The sequence below is a fragment of the Vibrio echinoideorum genome (assembly GCF_024347455.1).
GTDB classification, from domain to species: Bacteria; Pseudomonadota; Gammaproteobacteria; order Enterobacterales; family Vibrionaceae; genus Vibrio; species Vibrio echinoideorum.
The window spans coordinates 1,730,384-1,752,255 of sequence record NZ_AP025483.1 but is presented as its reverse complement, the minus strand read 5'-3'; the positions used below and the strand labels follow the sequence as shown (position 1 = coordinate 1,752,255).

The following is a 21,872-nucleotide window of genomic DNA, read 5'->3' as shown; positions in this document are numbered from 1 at the left end:
TCTAACGTTAATGCCACGTAGTAAAGAATAGTGCTTTGTTGACTATTCTGCGCTAGCAACGAACAGCTGCTTGCCGTGAAGCTTAAAGTCGTTGATTAGCTTTTGCCCTTTAGGGTTAACCAACCAATCACTGAATACTTTCGCAGATTGATAGTTAATTGTAGGGTAACGCTCCGGGTTCACCAGAATCACTTGATAAGGGTTGAATAGGTTTTTGTCGCCTTGGAACAAAACTTTAAGGTCAAGTTTGTTTTGGTAAGCCAACCAAGTACCACGGTCTGTCATTGTGTAACCTTGCATCTCTGACGCCATGTTCAGAGTAGGCCCCATGCCTTGACCTACGCTGCGGTAGCCACCGAAGTTTGGTTCCATTTTGGTTTGTGCCCAAATACCCATCTCTTTCTTATGAGTACCGGAATCGTCGCCACGAGAAACAAAAGTAACGTTATTCGCTGCGATAGCTTTGAATACTTCAGCAATATTTTCTTGAGAAGCGATTTTAGCCGGATCGGTTTGAGGACCAACGATCACAAAGTCGTTGTACATTAGTTTACGTGGTAGAACGCCGTAGCCTTTTTCAACGAAATTCGCTTCCGCTTTAGGGGCGTGCGTCATCACAAGATCGACGTCGCCGTTTTCGCCCATGCGTAGTGATTTACCCGTACCTGCCGCTAACACGTCCACTTTGATACCGGAATCTTTTTCAAACTCAGGTAATAGGTAATCGAGCAAACCAGAGTGATAGGTACTTGTGGTGGTTGCTAGTTTTATATGTGTGGTGTCTTCTGCGCTGCTAGCCGTGTAACTGACGATAGATAGAGCTGCAATGGTTAAGGGAATTGCTTTCATTATTATTATGTCCATTTTGTTATAAATGAATGACATGCCTTCAATATAAAGGGCTCGAAGAAGGTCATGTGCACAAGACGCTAATTTTTGGAATTAGAAATCATCCCCTTACAAGCAAGCTTAATGCCAATAAATCATGCATCAGATCTCATTAAATTGCTGTTATTTCGGACTAAATTGCGCCATTTGACCCGATAAATTGAAACAAAACATGAGCTAGGACAAAATGTCGCACATTGCCCCTGTTGAAGAAAAGGTTAATTGGTACACTCTGTCCCAACTTTCCCTATGGGCTTACCAATATGTCTTTACCTAGTTCAACTGCATCTAATCTCAATCTAAATACATTGACTCAATATCAGGCGTTTTCCGTCTTGGTGGTAGATGATGAAATTGGCATGCAAGCAATTCTCAAGAAAGCACTAGGTAAGTTATTTGGTAAGGTTTCGAGCGCTGGTTCAGTAGAAGAGGCTGAGATCCTACGTTGTAATGAGCATTTTGATCTTATCGTTCTCGATATCAATCTTCCTGGCCGTTCTGGGATTGAGTGGGAAGAAGCCTTCAACGATGCCGATAAGCGTGCTGATGTTATTTTCATGACAGGCTACGCCGATCTAGATATGACCATATCCGCACTTAAGCTTGGTGCTTCAGACTTCATTCTTAAACCATTCAATTTAGAGCAGATGATACAAGCTGTACTTCGTTGCATGGATAAACGCCTAGACCAACGAATGCAATATGCGCTCAAGCGAGATATCAGTCGTCATATCAAGACCGAATTGATCGGTAGTTCAGATAAAACAAAACAACTTAAACAACTTATCAGTCAGTTTGCACCATCACGAGCATCAGTACTTATCGAAGGTGAGTCAGGTACTGGTAAAGAGTTGGTTGCACGTGGCGTGCATGAAGCCAGTAAACGTACTGGTCCATTTGTGCCAATTAACTGTGGGGCGATTGCTCCAGAACTTTTAGAAAGCGAGTTATTTGGTCATACTTCGGGTGCATTTACTGGCGCGAAGAAAAATCGTGAAGGTCTATTTAGAGTCGCGAGTGGCGGCACGTTGTTCCTTGATGAAATAGGCGAAATGCCATTACCAATGCAAGCAGCGTTATTGCGAGTTTTAGAGCAACGTACAATTCGTCCGGTTGGTAGTGAGAAAGAGATCGCCGTTGACGTACGTGTTGTCGCGGCTACTAATCGTAACCTTCAAGATGAGGTCGATAAAGGGCACTTCCGCCGAGATCTATTCTATCGACTCAATGTACTCAAGATTGATGTAGTACCTTTAAGAGAGCGTCCGTCTGATTTGATTGAGCTTGTTCCTTACTTTACGCGCTTGTTATCGAGTGAACTAGGGGTGCCTGTACCCAATTGGGCGCATGAAGACATCTTGGCATTGAATGAATACGAATGGCCGGGGAATATCCGAGAACTTAAAAACTTAGTCGAACGATGCATTCTTTTAGACAAGCCACCAGCGCACTACTGGCGTGAGATTAACGGTGACCCGGCACCGACGAGTATATCAGTGACGGTGTCACACGGATCTGAAGTGCCTAACTTGGAAAACTATGACGCTGCAGAAGGTTATCCAAACAATTGGACACTCAAAGAAGTAGAAAAAGCGCACATTGAGCAACTTGTCAGTTTTCATGATGGCAATAAATCTGCCGCTTCTAGGGACCTCGGTGTTGCACGCAAGACATTAGAGCGCAAATACAAAGATTGGAATACAGAAGGTTCTGAATATGCCGATTAGACGCCATTGGTGGTCGAAGTGGACGTTCCGTTTCAAAACAATGGTGCGTTATCGTTTGTTGTTCCTGACATCAGCTCCGATTATCTTGACTCTTTGCGCGTTGGTTGCCATTACATTGTATTGGTCTGTTCACTATACGTGGCAGGGTGCATTGATTGATGTCGACGAGCGTTTAGATGTTGCGGACAACAGCATTCACTTGATTCAGAATCAGCAAGCTTACAATGTTCGCGCATTTGCTGAGTCTTACAATTTTCGAATGAAACTTGGAAGTGATATATCGAAAGAAGATCTCACTCGCTGGGTATCAGAAAACAAGAAACGTTATAAACTCGATTTTCTACGTTGGCGCAATGTCGAACGTATGGATAAGAAGCTCGAATATCTCAATCTGACGCACAAAGAATCATTTTTCAATGTACTCAGCCGAGATGAACTGAATGAACTCGATCGCAATCTAGCCAAACAAGCCGAAGTCCCAATGCTCAACGGACAAGATGTAGAAACACGAGGTTTGGTCAGCCGAACGGTCGTGTCGATCCGAGACAAGAATGAGCATGTGATTGGTTTTCTTGATGGCGGCATTTTACTCAATAACAGCACCCAGTTAGTTGACCAAATCAGCAACCTCATTTACCCACAACGCGAAGGATTTAACCGACGTATTGGTACCGTTACCGTATTCCTAGATGATCTTCGTGTGAGCACCAACGTACCTCTGAGTAGCGAAGAAAGTGCAGGGCGTGCAATTGGTACTCGCGTGTCTAACGAAGTTCATACCAAAGTTTTGAATGAAGGCAAAGAGTGGCTTGATCGTGCTTATGTTTACGATGCTTGGTACATCACGGCCTATCAACCAATCCATGACCAATTCGACAATGTTATCGGCATGCTTTATACCGGTTATTTGATTTGGCCTCTCATACAAACGTATCTAACCAACCTTGGTGAAATCAGTATTACCATAGTGGTGTTGTTGTTAGTTTCAGGTTTGATCGTTCATCGTGGTGCTCGGGATCTTTTTAACCCCATAGAACGCATCCATAAAGTCGTGAAGCTAGTCCAGATGGGGCAAGACAAACGAATTGGTACGCTAGGTTTGGATGATCAACACGAACTTACATTACTTGCCAAACAGTTCGATAAGATGTTGGATCTATTGCACCAACGTAATCAAGAGATCCAAAAAGCGGCATCAGAATTAGAATGTAAGGTTCATTCGCGCACTGCGAGCTTAAAAGAAAAAACCGAAGAACTTGAACTCCATATCCAACTGCTTAATCAGGCGAGAGACAAGCTGGTGGTCAATGAAAAGTTAGCGGCATTGGGCGAGTTAACCGCGGGCATTGCGCATGAGATCAATAACCCAACGGCCGTGATTTTAGGCAACGTAGAATTGATGAAGTTTGAGTTAGGCAATGACATTGGCCGCGTAGACGAAGAGGTCCAAGCCATCATGGAGCAAATCGACCGAATTCGAAATATCACACGAAGCTTGCTCCAATACAGCCGACATGGCGGTGTACAAGACGAAGTCACCTGGCAACACATTAACCCGATTGTGGATGAAAGCATCACGTTGGTGAAAACAGGCGCTAAGAAGAAAGGCATTGTTTATGTCTCTAACCTTACCGCTAAAACCTCCGTTGAGGTAAACCGAAACCAATTGCTGCAGATTCTAGTGAACCTACAAATGAATGCGATTCATGCGATGGATGGACAGGGCACACTGACTATCTCAAGTGAAGATTGGGTTGAAAATGGCGTATCCCACGGCGCTATCGTTCATGTCGAAGATGAAGGCTGTGGTATTAAAGAAGAGCAACTGAAACGCATCTTCTCACCTTTCTATACCACCAAAAGAGACGGCACGGGTTTAGGCTTGTCAGTCTCTCAAAGTATCTTAAGTCAAACAGGCGGCGAGATACGTGTTGAATCGGAAATCGGCAAGGGCAGTCGCTTTAGTATCTACCTTCAACAAAAAGCCACGCCTCAGTTATTGGTGTCTAATCTCTAATCATTCCATACTTCTATCATTACTTGTCACATGCTTGGGCTGTTATAACGCTTTCTTAGCCCAAGCACGTAAATTCCGCTCTACTAATCTATTTACGTTAAAACCTCAATATCTTCCAGTTTGACAGATACCTCTTTTTGTTTATGTAACACAGTGTATATTGCGCGATCTTGATGCATATCATCTGTACGTTATAAAATTTTGATACATTGATCCAAAATTAATAATTAAAACAAATAGGTAAAGTCAGTCAGCTATGAAATTAAGTAACCTTTCTATCAAATCTAAGCTTGTATCCATTGTCATCTTCTCGGTTGTTCTATTGGTTATGGCGTCCTCCTTTAATTTAATGCAACAACGCGCTAGCTCCATGGAGGAGCGCCAAGATAAACTCAGCGCTCAAGTTGAAACGGCGGTCAGTTTAGCGAGCTACTACTACAGCCAACGAAACGTACTTGGAGAGGAAGTCGCCAAGGAACAAGCGCTACGCGCCATCGAAACGCTTCGTTATGACAGCACCAATTATTTCTGGATCTTAAACCAACAGCTCAACATTATTATTCACCCGTTAAAACCGGAACTTAACGGCAAGAACGCGAGCAATTTTAAAGATGGCGCAGGCAAGTACCACTGGCGTGAGATGGTCACCATTTCACGTTCTCCAGAGGAAAAAGGCTTTCTTGATTACCAATGGATGAGTCCCCAAGGTGAACTCAAAGACAAAATTTCATACGTACAACTGTTCCCGGAATGGAACTGGGTTATTGGGTCTGGGATCTTAGTCGCTGATATTCAAGAGGCATTCTATGCATTAGCGATAAAAGAGGGACTTATGGCGGTTGTGTTTTCAGGCCTGTTGTTTGCGATGGGCTACGCGATCTCCAACAACATCCTTGTGCCACTTAATAAGCTTATTGATAACACCCATGAAATTGCAGATGGTGATCTTCGTGTTCGTATGAATATGACGCGTAAAGATGAACTCGGTGATATGAGCAAGCAAATTGATACGATGCTCGAAAAACTACAAAGCACGTTGCGAACCGCAAATGAGTCAGCCGATTTATCCAGTAATATGGCAAGTCATATTGCTCAAGCCAGTGAAGAGGCGGCAACCAGCGTTAACTCACAGCATGCTCAACTTGAGTTATTGTCTACCGCAATGACAGAAATGAGCGCGACCATTTCAGATGTTGCTGTTAATGCAGAGAACACTGCGGCGAGCACGAACAAAGTCGTCGATCATGCAAATCAAAACGATGAGAACATGCAGGTAACGTCTAAGACGATCTCTCAGGTTTCAGAAAACATTTCAACAGCAAACGATTTGGTGAGAGATCTACAATCTGGCGTGACTGAGATAAGCCAAGTGGTGAGTGTGATACGTGACGTATCAGAACAAACTAACTTGTTAGCATTAAACGCAGCGATCGAAGCTGCTCGTGCTGGCGAGCAAGGAAGGGGGTTCGCGGTCGTTGCCGACGAAGTACGTAACCTAGCGAGTCGCACTCAGAATTCAACCAATGAAGTACAACACACGATTGAGAAACTCACTCAACAAGCTGAGCGTACCTTTAAAGCGATGCAAAGCAGTAATGAGAAAGTCGATCATAGTGTCGTCGCCTCTAACGAAACTCGCCAACAACTTGATGTGATTGTTAATGAGTTACATAACGCTAACGACATGGTGGCACAGATTGCCGCGGCCTCTGAGCAACAAAGTGCGGTAGCAACGGAAATGAGTGAAAGTGTCACCGGCATTCATTTAGCGGCAAACGAGGTACTGCAAGCATCACAATCACTAGCGGAAGACAGCCAGAAAATGGCTAACACGACTGAGCATCTCACTGATCAACTGAAATACTTCAAGGTCTAATGAGGTTAGGCTTATTCCCATAGAGGTTTGAGCCGACTGAGCTGATGAAGATGAAGGTTGTTGTTTATCAAGGTTTCTTCTCTTTAAGTTTAAGCTGTGCTTTTATAAAGCTATAAAGGTCTAGGTCAATAAAGAGTAATAAAGAGTAATAAAGAGCTATCACGCTCATAAAAAACACCTCCGGAACTTTAACCATAAGTGCGGAGGTGTTTTTGTAGATAACTCACTGATAGACAAAAGTAAGCGTTAATCCAATCTCAACTAATGCGCTGTCACTGAAATCTTCGGTGGGTTGATATTGTGCTTTCTGAATTCCTTCATTACACGCAAGGTAATGTCGGTTTCAAACAGCTTCTCATACGCAGTATCTACGACATACGCTTTACAAGTTAGCTGTATTGCTAAGTAGTTGTCGGTAATCGTCTGCTTCACTAATACGGTTACGGGCTTTGGTAGGTGGATGTAGCGGCTTGATGAAGCCGCTTCTTGAATTAAATCACGGGCTAGGGTGATGTCTTCATCCATTCCTACATAAAATGGAATCACCACCTGCATATCCAACGCGCCATAGTTACCACTGGTAGTGACTTCGTTTAAGAACTTGTTGTTTGGAATGGTAATGATGTCGTCATTCAAAGTTCTCATGCGTACTGAACGTAAACCGATAGTAATGATATCGCCGTAGTTACCCTCAAATGTTACGCGGTCACCAACCTGAAATGGTCTATCAATCATCACTGTGATACCGGCAATGAACGACGCCGCTAAATCTTTAAGAGCAAAGCCGACCGACACGGCGAGGGTACCGCCAATTAACGCCAAGATTTGATCGTTAATACGAAAGCTCATCATGAACACGATAAGACCCGTGCTCACATAGATGAAGAACTGAGTAAACGACTGAAGCTTTTGCAACAGCATACGATATTGCACAAACTGGCTACCGAAGCTAGTTACCAACGAATTGATAAACTTGAGTAACAACCACATTGCCGCAATAACAATCATGGAGAAGAACACACCGCTCCATCGCACCAAGCTTGCTATCTTTGATATGTTTTCTACGTTGGCTAACTCTTCCGTCGCGTAGGTAGGGAAACTTACCGCCGTCGCTAAGCCAACAAGTAATAGGACAAATAACTTCTTCATTTTACTTCACCAATAAATGTTGACGGTCGAGAACGTTAGTAATGTGACGGAACCAGTGATCGGAGATCTTAGCCTTATCTTCGTTCCAGCCAATGTAACCGCGGCTTTCGAAGTAGCGGAGAATTCCGGTAATCTCAGCAATGCTCAACTGAGTACATTCAGACAGCACTTCAGGGGAAGCGATTTCCAACTGCACAATAGAACGCAGCACAGCCAGCATGGGTTTAGGCATGTTCTCTAATTCTTGAGCTTCTGGTACATGAAACAAACGCACCACAGCTTGATCTGTCTCTTTATTTCGATTCAGAGATAAACGGAAGAAACGCAGGGCAACGGTCGGATTGCCATCTGAGTAGTGCCATAGGATTCGATAGAACCCCTTACGGGCACGTTCTTCTTCTGTCATGTCATCTTGGTCCCACTGTTTAGGAACCACCAAACCATCAAACGACAACGGCTTTTCTAATTCTGTGTTGATGCGACTTGTCAGAAGTTCACCGACTTGTTTTTCGGTCCAACGTGGAAGGAAGCAAACCAAATCGAACAACAAACGTTCACCACGAGCTCTATCAACAAAGCGCCAACTAGACTTGGCAATCGACATCACGACTCGGTGATTCTTTTTAGAACGACGTAACAAGTTAGTTAAGCGGATAAGATCAGATAAGCCGCCAACCATAGGTTTGACTAAGCGTTGGGCATTATCGATCGCAATAAGATAGGTGGTTTCACTCTTGCGTAAGTGCGCCAAGATCTGAATTTCAGTGGCTTCTTCATCTAAACCAATGCTAACGGCTAGATGAGCCAAGAATTCTCTATATCCAGCATAAGGGCAGCTCACGTAAATCGGCTCTGCATTCGACACTTTATGCAGCAAGGTATAAAGCAGAGTCGTTGAACCAACACCACGCTCGCCAGACACGATACAAATCGCAGGGCTGTCTGACATCAAGTAACGAGAGAGTTGTTTCACCTCGTCGCCTGCATAATCTATGAGAGTGCTGTCTATTGAACCTGGTAGGACGTATTCAAAAGCTTGATTACCTTTGATTCTCACTAAGTTTTGTTGATTCTTGTCCAAGTCGGACTGCTTAGCCACTTCAATTCTAAATAGATAAGCTAGGGCTTGGCTAAACAGTGTGTAACTAGAAAGCAGTGCCATGATTCGATGTTGGAAGTTGTAGACACTCAACCATGCGATACCAAGCGCTGTTGCGATAATATTAAGCAGGAACGTATCTTTACGATTTACCGCCCAGTTGACCCACACCGGTCGATCTGAGATGTGTTGCAATGTATTGAATACTTTCGCTCGCCATAATCTGAGCACTGAAATCGTAACCAATACAAACCAGAAAAACAGGGCACTGTAAATCCAGCTGTAAATAGTACCTTTGCCCAGTGTAATGCTCGATATTTGAAGAATCACACCCGCAACAATGAAGCTCCATACGTAACGACGAATAGTCGATAAACGCAGAGCAATCACTTCTTGATTTGATGTGCGACCTAAACGATAAGCAAATTCAAGGATAAAGCTAATCGCAATCGAGCCACCAAGAATCCACCAGGTAAAGATCTCGAGGAAAATCAGATGCTGCAGGCTAGGGATGCTGGATAACACTCTCAACGATAACGTAATAGCAATCAACCAAGCGATCGCTCGATCGGCTCGGCTGATATACCAAATCACGCGAATCAGGAAAGGCGGATTTTGTTTCGCTTCAAGTAAGTTGACTCGAAACGCTTCGATCAAACGAGTGCTATTGGCAAGCCACCATGCTAATCCAAAGTAAATGAACAAGACTTTTAATGATGCTCCAATGACCGGCACTGGCGAAATAAAGATGTCTTTGATCAGCGCTTTGAAACTGCGTATCTGGAAATAAACGAGATATTCTACATTCAGCTTCGTTAATTCCCACTCTTGCTTAAACTGAGTCACCCCATAAGGACCAAAACCCGTTAGGCGATCTTTGTTTGAGGTCGAGGTTTGTTCGAGTAGATGCTGTTTACTGACATTCAAACTATTTAACGTCACATAGCTTGATTCAACCGCAAACCACAGATCCGAATCGTTGTTCGCTCGGTAATCCAATAGTTGTTGATCAAATGTCCTGATTTGTTCGTTTTGAACTCGGAGCACGTCGGCCAACAGCACGTTAACTTTGCGTTTGTCCGACTCATCCATAAACAACGGGTCGGGGAGTGCGTTAATGCGTTTATTCAGGTCTTGAGCTAAATCCGATACCTGAGGTTGTGATTGTAAGTCATATTCCAAGTTGGCATGACTAGGCCAAGACAACATGGCCAGTGTGAGCAATAAGAAGCGCGATAGTGAACGCATAAAAGTCTCTTAGAATTATGAGGTTAGGATTACTATAGTTAGTTAATCTTACTTTGTGAAATCGAACCCCTTTTCGGGGGCGAGTACTTTATTCCTGTTTCTTTCGTCTTTGTCATGAAATTGTCAGGGGTTGGGCTAGTATTTGAGCATCTAGCCATATCGCATATTGATGAGCTAAAAGCAGGTTCAACTGTAACAATGCACCATGCGATATATTCAATCAAGAGCACGATAAGGGTTGCTATATAAACCCTAACGTCACCGGTTGTTCGCTATTTTATTTTTCCTGAAAAATGACGTTTTTTCATGGCAAAATAGAAAACCAAAAGTGTGAGTTGGCTCAAACTATGATTTGGTTGGATTATCACTCACTTAATGGCGAGTAATTGCAATCAATACTTGCAGTTAAAGCCCTGAACAAGTAACGTTGCGGCGTTTTTCACATTAAAAAGGTAACGGCATTGATCTCCACAGCAAATATCACCCAACAATTCGGCGCTAAGCCACTTTTCGAAAATATTTCAGTTAAGTTCGGCGAAGGCAACCGCTACGGTTTAATCGGCGCGAATGGCTGTGGTAAATCGACGTTCATGAAGATTCTATCTGGTGAACTTGAGCCGACTGGCGGTAACGTAAGCTACGATCCAAATGAGCGCGTTGCTAAGCTAAACCAAGACCAATTTGCTTACGAAGAATTCACGGTAATCGACACGGTTATCATGGGTCACAAAGAGCTTTGGGAAATCAAACAAGAACGTGACCGTATTTACTCGCTTCCAGAAATGAGCGAAGAAGACGGCATGAAAGTAGCCGACCTTGAAGTTCAGTTCGCTGAAATGGATGGTTACATGGCAGAAGCTAAAGCAGGTGAGCTGCTTCTTGCTGTAGGTATTGAAGAATCACTGCACTTCGGGCTAATGAGCGAAGTAGCACCGGGTTGGAAACTTCGTGTTCTATTGTCTCAAGTACTGTTTGCAGACCCGCATATCATGCTTCTAGACGAACCAACGAACAACCTGGATATGGACACCATCAAGTGGCTGGAAGATACGCTAAACCAACGTAACTGCACAATGATCATCATTTCGCATGACCGTCACTTCCTAAACTCAGTTTGTACACACATGGCTGACCTTGATTACGGTGAACTTCGTCTTTTCCCAGGTAACTACGATGAGTACATGACAGCAGCGACACAAGCTCGTGATCGTCTACTGTCTGATAACGCTAAGAAGAAAGCTCAAATTGCTGAACTTCAATCGTTCGTTTCTCGTTTCTCAGCTAACGCATCTAAAGCGAAGCAAGCAACGTCTCGTGCTAAACAGATCGACAAAATTCAACTAGACGATATTAAAGCGTCTAGCCGTCAAAACCCATTCATCCGTTTCGAACAGTCGAAAGAGCTATTCCGTAACGCACTTGTGGTTGAAAACCTATCTCAAGGTTTTGAAGCTGACCTATACAACAAGTTCGATGCGATCTTCGAAGTTGGTGAGCGTGTAGCTATCATCGGTGAGAATGGTGTAGGTAAAACAACACTACTTAATACGCTAGCGGGTGCTCTTGAAGCTCGCACTGGTGAGTACAAGTGGTCTGAAAACTCAAACATCGGTTACTACGCTCAAGATCACGCGCATGATTTCGAAGAAGACCTAAATCTGTTTGATTGGATGAGCCAATGGCGCCAAGAAGGCGAAGACGAGCAAGTTGTTCGTAGCTTCCTAGGTCGTATGTTGTTTGGTCAAGACGACATTAAGAAATCGGTAAAGGTTATTTCTGGTGGTGAACAAGGTCGTATGCTTCTTGGCAAGATCATGATGCACAAGCCAAACATCCTTCTAATGGATGAACCAACTAACCACATGGATATGGAATCTATCGAAGCGCTTAACTTGGCTCTTGAGAACTACAAAGGCACATTGTTCTTCGTATCTCACGACAGAATCTTCGTAGACTCGCTAGCAACTCGTATCCTTGAGATCAAAGACGGTAAGATCAACGATTTCCGCGGTACTTACGCTGAACTGTTGAAATCTCGCGGTTAAGGCTTAACGCAACTTAGATTTTCAACTCAACTCGTTGGGAATTAAGCTTTAAACTAAAAAACGCCGTCATACTGAAAAGTATGACGGCGTTTTTGTATCGTTAGCTTTATAATATTAAGTGGCGGGCATTATAGAGTTGTTCAAATACCCATCCTATACATTACTTTGCTATTTAACTTAACTTGGCTAGTCATCTAGCTGATCTGAGTGCTCTAACCATAACCCATTAATAATTCCAAACGCGCAGGCTAATAACACGCCCAGTACCCAACATAAATACCACATAGGTTACCCTCCTATTTCATCTCTAATTAATACAGTGACGAGCTGTTATCGTGAATGTATTGGCTATCTAATCGACCGAACATTTTGTAGTAACACCAGATTGTGTAACCCAAAATAATTGGCACCACGATAACTGCCACAACTGAGATAATACTCAGTGTTAACTCACTCGATGTTCCGTCCCATAGCGTTAAACTATGCGATGGCATCAAGCTAGATGGCATGATCATTGGGAATAGGGCAACGCCCGCTGTCGTTATGATGCTTGCTATCGATAAGCTCGAAGAAGCGAAGGCCAAACCAGCGCGGTTAAGTCGAGTCATCACGGCACAACTCAGCATTCCGATGATACCTAGAGCCGGAATCCCCCAAAGTACCGGATAGTTTTCGTAGTTATGTAGTAGTAAGTCATCAAACTTCATGACATGTTTCAGTAATGGGTTTGAAACTGAGTCAGTCACAATAGGACTGGTAATCAAATAACCCGGCAACGAGCTTGCGAACAAACCACCAATCACAAACAACGCAGCTGTGATGCACGCCATACACACAATAATGCTTTGTGCTCGTAACTTAAGGTCACCCGTCGTTTTCATCTGAAGGAATGCCGCACCTTGTGTTACGACCATCGCTAAACTCACCAAACCACACAGTAGAGGAAATGGCGTTAATAGATCCCAAAAGCCACCTTGGTAAGACATCATCAGAAATTCATTGAATTCAAATGGCACGCCAAGCATTAAGTTACCGAAGCCGACACCAAAGATAACAGGAGGAATGAAGCCACTGACGACTAATGCGACATCACAAGCCTGTTTCCATCTGGGGTCATCGATTTTAGAACGATAGTCCATGCCAAGCGGTCGTAACCATAATGCGGCTAATACCAAGATCATCGCGAGGTAAAATCCTGAAAATGCCGCGGCATAGATTGAAGGCCAAATTGCAAAAATGGCACCGCCAGCGGTCACCAGCCAGACTTGATTTCCATCCCAATGAGGTGCGATAGAATTAATCATCACTCGTCTGTCTACATCGGACTTTCCAAGAACGGGAAGTAATGCAGCCACACCCATGTCGAAACCGTCGGTAATAATGAAGCCGATTAACAACACACCGATAATTGCCCATGTGAACAGGCGTAGATTTTCGTAATCAAACATCTGAATTCCTTAATGAAGATCGACTGATTGGTTTAGTTGTGTTGGTGTAGATGAAATGCCGACCATTGGATTACTGCAAGTTGGCTGTTCATGGTGATACCTGCCTGTTTTCAAGGCGCTTGGTCCCAGCTTCGCAAACTTAACCATTAAGTACATTTCGACGATCAAGAAGAATGTATAGAACAGATACACTAGGCCAATTGAAATCCACAGGCTTTCAACGGGTAGGTTAGAGACCGCCATATTTACGGGAAGGATCTCACCAATTGACCAAGGTTGGCGTCCATATTCAGCGACAAACCATCCTGCTTCACACGCGATCCAAGGCAGTGGAATCGCACATATTGTTGCTCTCAGTAACCAAGGGCTGGTACCAATTTTACGACGGCAAATTTGGACAAAAGAAAGCCCGATGATTGCGAATATCAATACACCGCACACGACCATAATACGGAAGCTCCAAAACAGTGGTGCAACCGTTGGGATAGTATCTTTAGCCGCTTGTTTGATCTGTTGTTCTGTCGCATCTACAACGTTGTCACTGTATTTCTTAACTAACAGCCCATAACCCAAATCATGCTTAACCGTTTCAAACTCATCGATATTTTTCTGTGACTTATCACCAGAACGGAGCTTCTCTAACAGCCCATAAGCTAAGATACCGTTTCGCACACGATCTTCATTTTTTGCCAATAAATCATGAATACCGATTACTGGTGTATCCAAAGAACGCGTTGCGATAATACCCATCACGTATGGGATTTTAATCGCATAGTCCGTTTCCATAGTCTCTTGATTCGGGAAACCAAACAGCGTGAAAGAAGCCGGGGCTTCTTCGGTGTGCCACTCAGCTTCAATCGCCGCTAATTTTACTTTTTGTACATCACCCAATTCATAACCAGATTCATCGCCAAGCATTAAGGTTGATAAAATAGCGGCCATCCCAAATGCACTAGCAACAGCAAAAGAGCGGCGAGCGAATGGTAGGTCGCGACCTTTCAGCATGTAATAAGCGCTGATCCCCATAATAAACAATGCGCCAGTGGTGTAACCTGCTGAAACGGTATGAACAAACTTCACTTGTGTTACTGGGTTAAAGATAACTTCGACAAAGTCAGTCATCTCCATACGCATGGTTTCAAAGTTAAACTCCGCACCAACAGGATTTTGCATCCAACCGTTTGCCATCAAAATCCATAAACCAGAGAAGTTTGAACCTAGGGCGGTTAACCAAGTGATCGACAAATGCTGACGTTTAGAAAGCCTGTCCCAGCCAAAGAAGAACAGCCCCACTAAAGTCGATTCCAAAAAGAACGCTATCAATGCTTCGATAGCAAGTGGAGCACCGAATATGTCGCCCACATAGTGAGAATAGTAAGCCCAGTTAGTACCAAACTGGAACTCCATAGTTAAGCCCGTTGCAACACCAATAGCGAAGTTAATACCAAACAACTTTCCCCAAAACTTGGTCATGTCCTTGTAGATGGTTTTGTTGGTCATAACATACAGCGATTCCATCACTGCGAGTAAGAAGGAGAGACCTATAGTTAGGGGAACGAATATAAAATGATAAAGAGCGGTACTTGCGAATTGAAACCGCGACAGATCAACGACATCTGTAAGCATAAAAACTCCTTCCCGCCACGGATGTGACGGGTAAGACAATGAAAAAGGAAAGGATAATTAGAGAGGACTAATTAAAGATTTACATGTGACTCTATTAACTGAATCTCTTACCAACGAAGTGCTTTATCTTGCTTTTTAGAGAACTGTTTACGTATCCAGTAATCGGCGCTGACGTAACGACCACCACCATAAACAAGCAACACCAATAGCATCACGAAGTAAGTTCCTGCGAATTCCATACCGTTGTTCAGCATTACCGGGTCGCCAAGCTCTGTGATGTAGTTGTAACGACCTGGGAAGTTAACAGAAAGCCACTCGATGAAGCCGTTAAGTCGAACTGTTGCTTCCATACCGCCTGTCGCAATCGCGTCCCAACCGTGCTTCCAGTGAACCATGGCACTGGCCACACTCATCATGAAAATCATAGGAATCGAGATAAAACGAGTAAACAGACCTAACGCGATACAAATGCAGCCTAGTACTTCAGTAGCTGCAGCTAAAAAAGCCAGCAATTCAGGGAAAGGGAGGTTTAGACCACCATCGGCAGCTGAAGCACCAAACCACGCAACGGTTCCTGCAAAGCCAAGTACCTTAGATCGCGCACCGACATAAATAACGGGAATTAAGTAAAGACGTACTGCCAGCAGCACTAAATAATCGTATTGTTTGCACTTTTCGACAATTGCGTCGTACCAGTTGAGCGCTGACTTAATCATATTTTTTCTCCTAAAGAGTAAGCACCAATCAGCTCAATCTCGCTGAAGTGTTTGACCCAATTAATAAATTCGAATCTCGCCAATTGTTGAGCAATTATTTGTTTTATATCGGCTAAAGAACGATTTGGTTGTTGTTGGATTATTTGGATAATCGCAACATCAATTTCTCTTAGTTTTATCGTGTTGACGCGTTGGTCAGAGTCGCGATAAATCGCGTAATAAATGGGGTATCGCCTTCGTGTTAGAAACGTCAATGACTCACCATGAACAAGGAAAGGCACCTGCACGAGCTTCATCGTACTGTTGACGAGCAAACCCAATTTAAGCTGGTGTTCATCAGCACGAAGGTCACCCCTCCACGACATCGGCAATACTTGCTTTGAAGCGTCAATCTCAACGCAAAAAGCACACCATTCGTACTCCAACACCGCCAGTTGGTCGGCTGTGAGCTCATGACTCGCACTCAAAGTAGACAAATCACCCAGACTAGACATACCCATTGGTTGAGTTCGACGTTGAACAAAGCTGACAAACTCGGTAGCAATGTGGTGAAACTCCGGTTCTGATGCGTAATGCACAACCACAAACTCATCCACCAATATCAATAATTGGCTTTGTTCGATTTGCTGACAAAACAACGGAAATGTGTTGTTCAATACACCAAACACGTTGTCTCTAATAAACTCGCTGTATCGGCACTGAGAGTTTTCTTCGAGTGGCAAACGTATCAATGCGCTTAACGCCTGCGTTTGAGTGATCATCATGCTCGGAGGGTTATGCATAAACCAACTCCTGATTCATTGGGCAATGAACAACACCTGCGTCTAGAACCTGACTGTGCACCGTTCGCAATTCCTCAGTCAGTACGACCAAAGGCGGTACGTTGTTGTCTCTTTCTAGCAATAACGGTTTGCTGCCATGAAGAGAGAAGGTGTAACGCGCCAAATCGACAACCGCTGGTTGTACTTCCATCCCGTGGGTATCAAGTAACGACTTGTTACCTTCAACCGCTCTGTCAGTCTCAACTAAATGCCCAGCAATGTGGTAGTAGCGAATAGCATCGCTCGGTAAAGCCTTAAGCATTTCAGCCGCATCAAAGTGATGGTTTTGGCTATTCACGTACAGGTTGTTGATATCGACCAACAACTCACAACCGCTGCGCTTTGCTATTTCAGCGATAAACTCACCCTCAGGCATCTCATCTCCATAATTGTGGTAATAAGAGATGTTCTCCATCACTAAAGGACGTTGAATGATGTCCTGAACTTGCTTGATTCTATCTGCCAAATAATCGATGTTTTCTGCGCGACGTGGCACAGGTAACAGTTCATACAGATACCCCTGGTTGTCACGAGAAAAGCTCAAGTGTTCGCTATACACTTGGATCTTTAGATCATCGAGAAACTGACCAACCTGACGTACAAACTTCGTATTAAGCGGTTGGCAATCTCCAATAGATAAACTTAAACCGTGGGCAACTAAAGGGTATTGCTTCGCTATATCCTGTAGCTGTTCGCGCTTAAGACCACCTAAGCTCATCCAGTTCTCGGGAGCTAACTCCAGAAAATCAATATCAGGGTGCTTTGGGGAACGAGCGAGCAGTTCAATATGCTCACTGCGTAGCCCAATGCCTTTGTCTGTATTCTGAATGGTTCGCACTTTATGGTTTAACTCTCTATTTTTAGGGACTCTGCTTTCAAGGGCTCTGTTTGTTACAGCTCGGTCATTTGATGCTAGAGCTTTAGTTTTATGCGTATCTACTGGCCACATACTCCACCTGTCACCTTGCTATTGGCCATTAGGATGGGCTCTTTACTTGGCGAGATACCTTCAGCCGTTAAGCCACATTTTCCATCACGAGCACGCACCAAACGATCTTGTGGGTTGCTTGTCAGTTCCGCTTTTTCGAAACGTTTTTCCGTACCACATTTACCCGCAGCGCATTTACCCCCATGTCCAGATGATGCTTTGGCTTCAACAGGTGCTTCTGGTGGCGTATCAGCAAATGCCATTGCCGAGCTAAGGCTGATCACCGATGTGATCGCGATTGAAAGGGCAACTTTATTGTTCATGTTATTTCTCCTTTACAGCTGACATAGGGAAGCTTGCTAAGTCACGACCAGACATGATTGGTCCGTCGTAATATTCGCGTACGATTTTGATGGATTCGGATTTACGTTTAAGGCCTAAACCCATCCAGTGATTAAGCACCAACATCTTTGGATTGATCTCTTTAACAATTTCGCCAATCACAGAAGGCTTAGCGTGCATGAATGAAGAGACGCCATCGGCTTGTTCATGAATTGCCATTGGCATCATCATGATGTCGGCACCACGAGCGAAGTCTAAAAACGCAGAGTTGCTGCCATTCTGGTCCGCTGAAATCACCATCACGCCTTCTTCACTTTCGATTCGGTAAGCGAGACAAGGCACATCACCATGAGGGATACCCAGAGCAGTGATCTTCAAGCCATCTTTTTCGTAAACAACCGTTGGCTCTTTTGATTGATGATCAACATCTTGCAGATTGATAGGGAATAGGCCATCTGTGCCATCGTATAAACCACTTAAATACGCATAAGCGCCATCTTGTGGGTCGAAGTTCGCTTTGAAGTAACCTGTTAAGCTTGGGAATACAGAGCCTGCCGTTGGCCCCGAAATATCTAGTGGATTTTCGCGGTCAAAGAAGTAACCACCTTTGAGAATGGCGGGGACATCATTAACGTGATCAGTATGGAAGTGTGTGATGCCCATGAAATCTAAGTCTTCAAGTTTTGCACCGGCTTGACCAAAACGTAAGTACACACCACCACCGGCATCAATCATGATTCGTGATTTCCCTTTCCACCATACGATTTCACCGGATGATGCACGTAGGTCATCCGAAATAGGGCCACCGGATCCAAGGATCTGTAATGTAAAATCAGTATCGACAGGCTTGAGTTCAATCGCGTGGCAGTTGGCGCCCAAGGTCAGTCCAAGAGCTATTGCTAGAGCTTTTAAAGGCAGTTTCATATTGTTATCCAATTCTTTGTTTCTTATCTGTTTTTCTTCGAAGTGAGCATCCAAAGAAGTGACGTTCTCATTAAGCAGCACAATAAGTTCGTGCTTCTTTCTGTTCACGGGAGACAAGATAAAGAAATGTTAACGTTTGGTATATCTAGTAATTTTGAAATTAACGTTAAGAAAAACTAAACGTTAATTTTAGGTGTGTTCCTTTGCGGGAAAAAAGTGCAGAAAGGGGAGCTATAAGAACGAAGTGGATATCAGAATTGAGGAAATAAAGAGGCTGTCGTATTAAGGAAAATAAAGAGTATCAAAAAGAACAAAGGGGATTGAAAGGGACAAATAAAAAGGTGCAAGCCTGTACTTACACCTTTAATCAAATCACTTGAAAATAGTGAGACTCTGGAAAAAGAGTTCACTCGCCAGAGAATACGCTATAAAAAACTACGCTTTTTGTTCGCCTTTCACATCAAAGTCCATCTTTTCAGCGCCAGTGAATACCTGGAAGCGTAAACCTTTCGCGCGAGCGATCGTGGTAATACCGAACTTCTGCGCTAAATCTAAGCCCATTTGAGTGACACCAGAACGTGATAGCAGAACCGGAATACCCATCTGTGCGACCTTGATAACCATTTCTGACGTCAAACGACCTGTTGTATAGAAGATCTTGTCATCACCTGACTCTTTGTTAAGCCACATCTCACCAGCCAGTGTATCTACGGCGTTATGACGACCAACATCTTCAACAAACGATAGAACCTTGTCGTCTTTGCAAACTGCGCAGCCATGTACCGCACCGGCTTTCTTATAGGTATCGTTATAATGAGTCAACGCTTCTAGAGCCGTGTAGATTTCAGATTGCTTAATCTTGGTTTGAGGCACTTGGTAATCTTCCAATTGCTTCATCACGTTGCCAAACATGGTGCCTTGACCACATCCTGAAGTCACCGTCTTCTTCTTAAGTGCTTGCTCAAGTTGGCTCGTATCTTCTTTAGTGATGACAGCAGCGGAACTGGTTTCCCAATCGATGATGATAGATTCAACCGCTTCTGGATCTGAAAGGAAGCTTTGGTTCTTCAAATAACCCAACACTAGCGACTCTGGACGAGAACCCAACGTCATCAGCGTTACGATCTCTTTCCAGTTCAACATCACGGTAAGAGGGCGCTCGCAAGCAATCTGTTTTGTCAGCTTCTCACCATATTCATCAAACACTTCAACTTCGATTGTCTGAAGTGGATTTTCACTGGTTTTTATTATGTTTGGTTTTACCACAATCATTTCCTACTTAATGAGATAGCGATTTTATGAGATAAGAGTCAACAAGAGCCGTCACACGACTCTCGATAATAAATCCTTGGATGTCACTTAATCTTGGATATTACGTAAATCAGTCTTCGCTTTGTTCCAATTCGCCTGAGCTCTAACTCAAATCAGCTTTGACTCAGTATTTAGCAATTCTCATTCCAAAATAACGGGTATTGGCGAAAACATGAAGTATTCCCTTAAAATAGCGTAAATTATGCGATATCACCGTCATAGGTTCTCTATATTTGAGCTAATCAACTAACGTAAAGGGAGTTAGTACAAATACAAAGAGATAGCGAAACCCCAATGCAGAACAGAATAGAGAATTAGCCGTTTGTTTTTGGCGTGGTTATTGCTTTGTATGAGCTATATGAATTAGCTAAGACCAAAATGTCCCAAACTCTTTCAGAACAAATTAAATCAGTTAGGTGAAGTATGTCTGAGACCAAAGAATCCGAAAAGAACTATGAAAAAACAGAAGCAACTTGGCCGATAGGTGTAAACAGATTAGAGAAAGAAATTTCGACGGGCCGATGGGTGACGACTCAATGGGAATTAACTGGCTTTGAATTGACGCCTGGTATTGAGACTGCAGACGTATGTTTACTTCAATTACACAAAGATGAGCGTACAGACTACCGGTTCAACTTAAGTTCGCAGCAACCCAAGCTATTTTTGGTGATGGATAACGTTGATTCTGATGTTAGGCCTGTAATTCAACTCCTTACAGCCTCTCAAACGGTTGCTGGTCAATACATGGACGGAGATAACCAAGTGCTTTCTTACGACATACCACTCCCGGTACAAGCTTGGATGGAAGCCTTTATAGGCCGTCATGGTGAGTTGTTAGAAGCACGACGTAAGAAACGCAAAGGGGCGGGCAGATCAAATGGCAACTAATTTCTTTAGTCGTTGGTCACAACGTAAGCTCGATGAATCTACTGACGAGTCTCTGGAAACAGAACAAACGCTTGAGACAACTGAATCTTCTTCTGAGATTTCGTCAGCTCAGTCAAATGCACCCTCTGAGATAGAACAAGTTGATACTGAAGCTTCTACTGAAACGACGTTGTCATCAGAAGGCGCTGAAGAGGCGACTGATGTTCAAGATTTAGCGCCAGAAGCCACTGAAGAGCTTTCTGTGGCTCAATTATTAGTTTCAGAAGCATCAGAAAGCGTAAAAAAAGCGGCATTACGTAAATTATTCCTTTCGGAAGAGTTCAATGTTCGTGATGGCTTAGATGATTACGATGATGATTACAGCAATTTGAAGTCTCTTTCCGAAGGTGTCGCTGAAACCCTACGCGATTGGGTAAAAGATAAGACAGAAGAAGAAAACCCTGAAGAAGAAGCACAACTCACTGATAGTAATAATGAAAATCTTGAATCAGACACTTCTGAAGTAGAACTTGAATCTTCTGAAAGTACCGAAATCACGGAACAACAAGAACTACTGGATAAAAACACAGTTCCGGAGAGGTTTGATACTTTAACAACTGAAGAAGATCTAAAAGAGGTGGGACAAAATATACCACACAAAGAATAGGTACATTTTGACTAAACACTCAATGAGCCGCTTGCGACAAAATGTCCCAAGCGGTTTTTTTATTCTAAAATCAGATACGAAAACAATTTAAGTTATTGATAATAAACGCTTATTAAACTGGCATGGCATTTGCTAAATAACGTTCATTATCAACTTTTTTGTAGATAGCCTGA

The 21,872-nt window shown here is 43.5% G+C and carries 18 protein-coding genes; 6 read left to right on the top strand and 12 right to left on the bottom strand.

The genetic code is table 11. From position 1 onward, the window contains the following. Nucleotides 1-42: 42 nt before the first annotated feature. Nucleotides 43-849 carry a substrate-binding domain-containing protein gene (locus OCV36_RS07820; RefSeq protein ID WP_135458185.1) on the bottom strand — a complete coding sequence of 269 codons (807 nt, stop codon included), beginning with the start codon at nt 847-849 and terminating at the stop codon, nt 43-45. 302 nt (nt 850-1,151) lie between these two features. Here OCV36_RS07820 and OCV36_RS07815 point away from each other — a divergent pair, with 302 nt between their 5' ends. The 3 genes from OCV36_RS07815 (at nt 1,152) to OCV36_RS07805 (ending at nt 6,508) form a co-directional block, all read left to right on the top strand. Beyond that, nucleotides 1,152-2,615, top strand: coding sequence for a sigma-54-dependent transcriptional regulator (locus tag OCV36_RS07815; protein WP_135458187.1), 1,464 nt, complete (start codon nt 1,152-1,154; stop codon nt 2,613-2,615). Continuing rightward, nucleotides 2,605-4,632: a sensor histidine kinase gene (locus OCV36_RS07810; protein WP_135458189.1), complete on the top strand. Its 2,028-nt coding sequence runs from the start codon at nt 2,605-2,607 to the stop codon at nt 4,630-4,632. The genes OCV36_RS07815 and OCV36_RS07810 overlap by 11 nt, the downstream gene beginning before the upstream one ends. Before the next feature lie 256 nt (nt 4,633-4,888). Next, nucleotides 4,889-6,508 carry a methyl-accepting chemotaxis protein gene (locus tag OCV36_RS07805; protein WP_135458190.1) on the top strand — a complete coding sequence of 540 codons (1,620 nt, stop codon included), beginning with the start codon at nt 4,889-4,891 and terminating at the stop codon, nt 6,506-6,508. Nucleotides 6,509-6,769: 261 nt separating this feature from the next. Here OCV36_RS07805 and OCV36_RS07800 read toward each other — a convergent pair whose 3' ends face one another. After that, a complete protein-coding gene (locus tag OCV36_RS07800) occupies nt 6,770-7,657 on the bottom strand; it encodes a mechanosensitive ion channel family protein (RefSeq protein WP_017073256.1) in 888 nt (295 codons plus the stop codon). Between the two features lies 1 nt (nt 7,658). Continuing rightward, complete coding sequence (locus tag OCV36_RS07795; protein ID WP_135458192.1) at nt 7,659-10,004, bottom strand: ATP-binding protein; 2,346 nt, start codon at nt 10,002-10,004, stop codon at nt 7,659-7,661. Nucleotides 10,005-10,465: 461 nt separating this feature from the next. Here OCV36_RS07795 and OCV36_RS07790 point away from each other — a divergent pair, with 461 nt between their 5' ends. Then, the gene (locus OCV36_RS07790; RefSeq protein WP_017073258.1) at nt 10,466-12,049 is read left to right on the top strand and encodes an ABC-F family ATPase; all 1,584 of its coding nucleotides are present in this window, start codon (nt 10,466-10,468) and stop codon (nt 12,047-12,049) included. Between the two features lie 186 nt (nt 12,050-12,235). Here OCV36_RS07790 and cydX read toward each other — a convergent pair whose 3' ends face one another. From cydX to fdhD, 9 genes are all read right to left on the bottom strand, one after another. Beyond that, nucleotides 12,236-12,334: a cytochrome bd-I oxidase subunit CydX gene (gene cydX, locus OCV36_RS07785; RefSeq protein WP_081324463.1), complete on the bottom strand. Its 99-nt coding sequence runs from the start codon at nt 12,332-12,334 to the stop codon at nt 12,236-12,238. A gap of 26 nt (nt 12,335-12,360) precedes the next feature. Beyond that, complete coding sequence (cydB, locus tag OCV36_RS07780) at nt 12,361-13,497, bottom strand: cytochrome d ubiquinol oxidase subunit II (RefSeq protein ID WP_135458194.1); 1,137 nt, start codon at nt 13,495-13,497, stop codon at nt 12,361-12,363. A 9-nt stretch (nt 13,498-13,506) separates the two neighbouring features. Continuing rightward, nucleotides 13,507-15,123, bottom strand: coding sequence for a cytochrome ubiquinol oxidase subunit I (locus OCV36_RS07775; protein ID WP_135458196.1), 1,617 nt, complete (start codon nt 15,121-15,123; stop codon nt 13,507-13,509). Nucleotides 15,124-15,230: 107 nt separating this feature from the next. Beyond that, entirely contained in the window at nt 15,231-15,839 is a 609-nt protein-coding gene (locus OCV36_RS07770) for an HvfX family Cu-binding RiPP maturation protein (protein ID WP_135458198.1), read from the bottom strand. Then, a complete protein-coding gene (locus OCV36_RS07765) occupies nt 15,836-16,621 on the bottom strand; it encodes an HvfC family peptide modification chaperone (RefSeq protein WP_135458200.1) in 786 nt (261 codons plus the stop codon). Before OCV36_RS07765 ends, OCV36_RS07770 begins: the two co-directional genes overlap by 4 nt. Next, nucleotides 16,614-17,498 carry a DUF692 domain-containing protein gene (locus OCV36_RS07760; RefSeq protein WP_135458252.1) on the bottom strand — a complete coding sequence of 295 codons (885 nt, stop codon included), beginning with the start codon at nt 17,496-17,498 and terminating at the stop codon, nt 16,614-16,616. The genes OCV36_RS07765 and OCV36_RS07760 overlap by 8 nt, the downstream gene beginning before the upstream one ends. Nucleotides 17,499-17,596: 98 nt before the next feature. After that, nucleotides 17,597-17,911 carry a hypothetical protein gene (locus OCV36_RS07755; RefSeq protein ID WP_135458202.1) on the bottom strand — a complete coding sequence of 105 codons (315 nt, stop codon included), beginning with the start codon at nt 17,909-17,911 and terminating at the stop codon, nt 17,597-17,599. Between the two features lies 1 nt (nt 17,912). Beyond that, nucleotides 17,913-18,854, bottom strand: a complete 942-nt coding sequence (locus OCV36_RS07750) for an MBL fold metallo-hydrolase (RefSeq protein WP_135458203.1) — start codon at nt 18,852-18,854, stop codon at nt 17,913-17,915. Between the two features lie 435 nt (nt 18,855-19,289). Then, on the bottom strand, nt 19,290-20,120 hold the full coding sequence (fdhD, locus tag OCV36_RS07745; protein ID WP_029224805.1) for a formate dehydrogenase accessory sulfurtransferase FdhD: 831 nt from the start codon (nt 20,118-20,120) through the stop codon (nt 19,290-19,292). A 468-nt stretch (nt 20,121-20,588) separates the two neighbouring features. Between fdhD and OCV36_RS07740 the strand changes: the two genes are divergently transcribed. Together OCV36_RS07740 and OCV36_RS07735 are read left to right on the top strand one after the other, a co-directional pair. Beyond that, entirely contained in the window at nt 20,589-21,053 is a 465-nt protein-coding gene (locus tag OCV36_RS07740) for a DUF3305 domain-containing protein (protein WP_102553731.1), read from the top strand. Continuing rightward, entirely contained in the window at nt 21,043-21,699 is a 657-nt protein-coding gene (locus OCV36_RS07735; RefSeq protein ID WP_102553732.1) for a DUF3306 domain-containing protein, read from the top strand. Before OCV36_RS07740 ends, OCV36_RS07735 begins: the two co-directional genes overlap by 11 nt. The last annotated feature ends 173 nt before the right edge of the window (nt 21,700-21,872 follow it).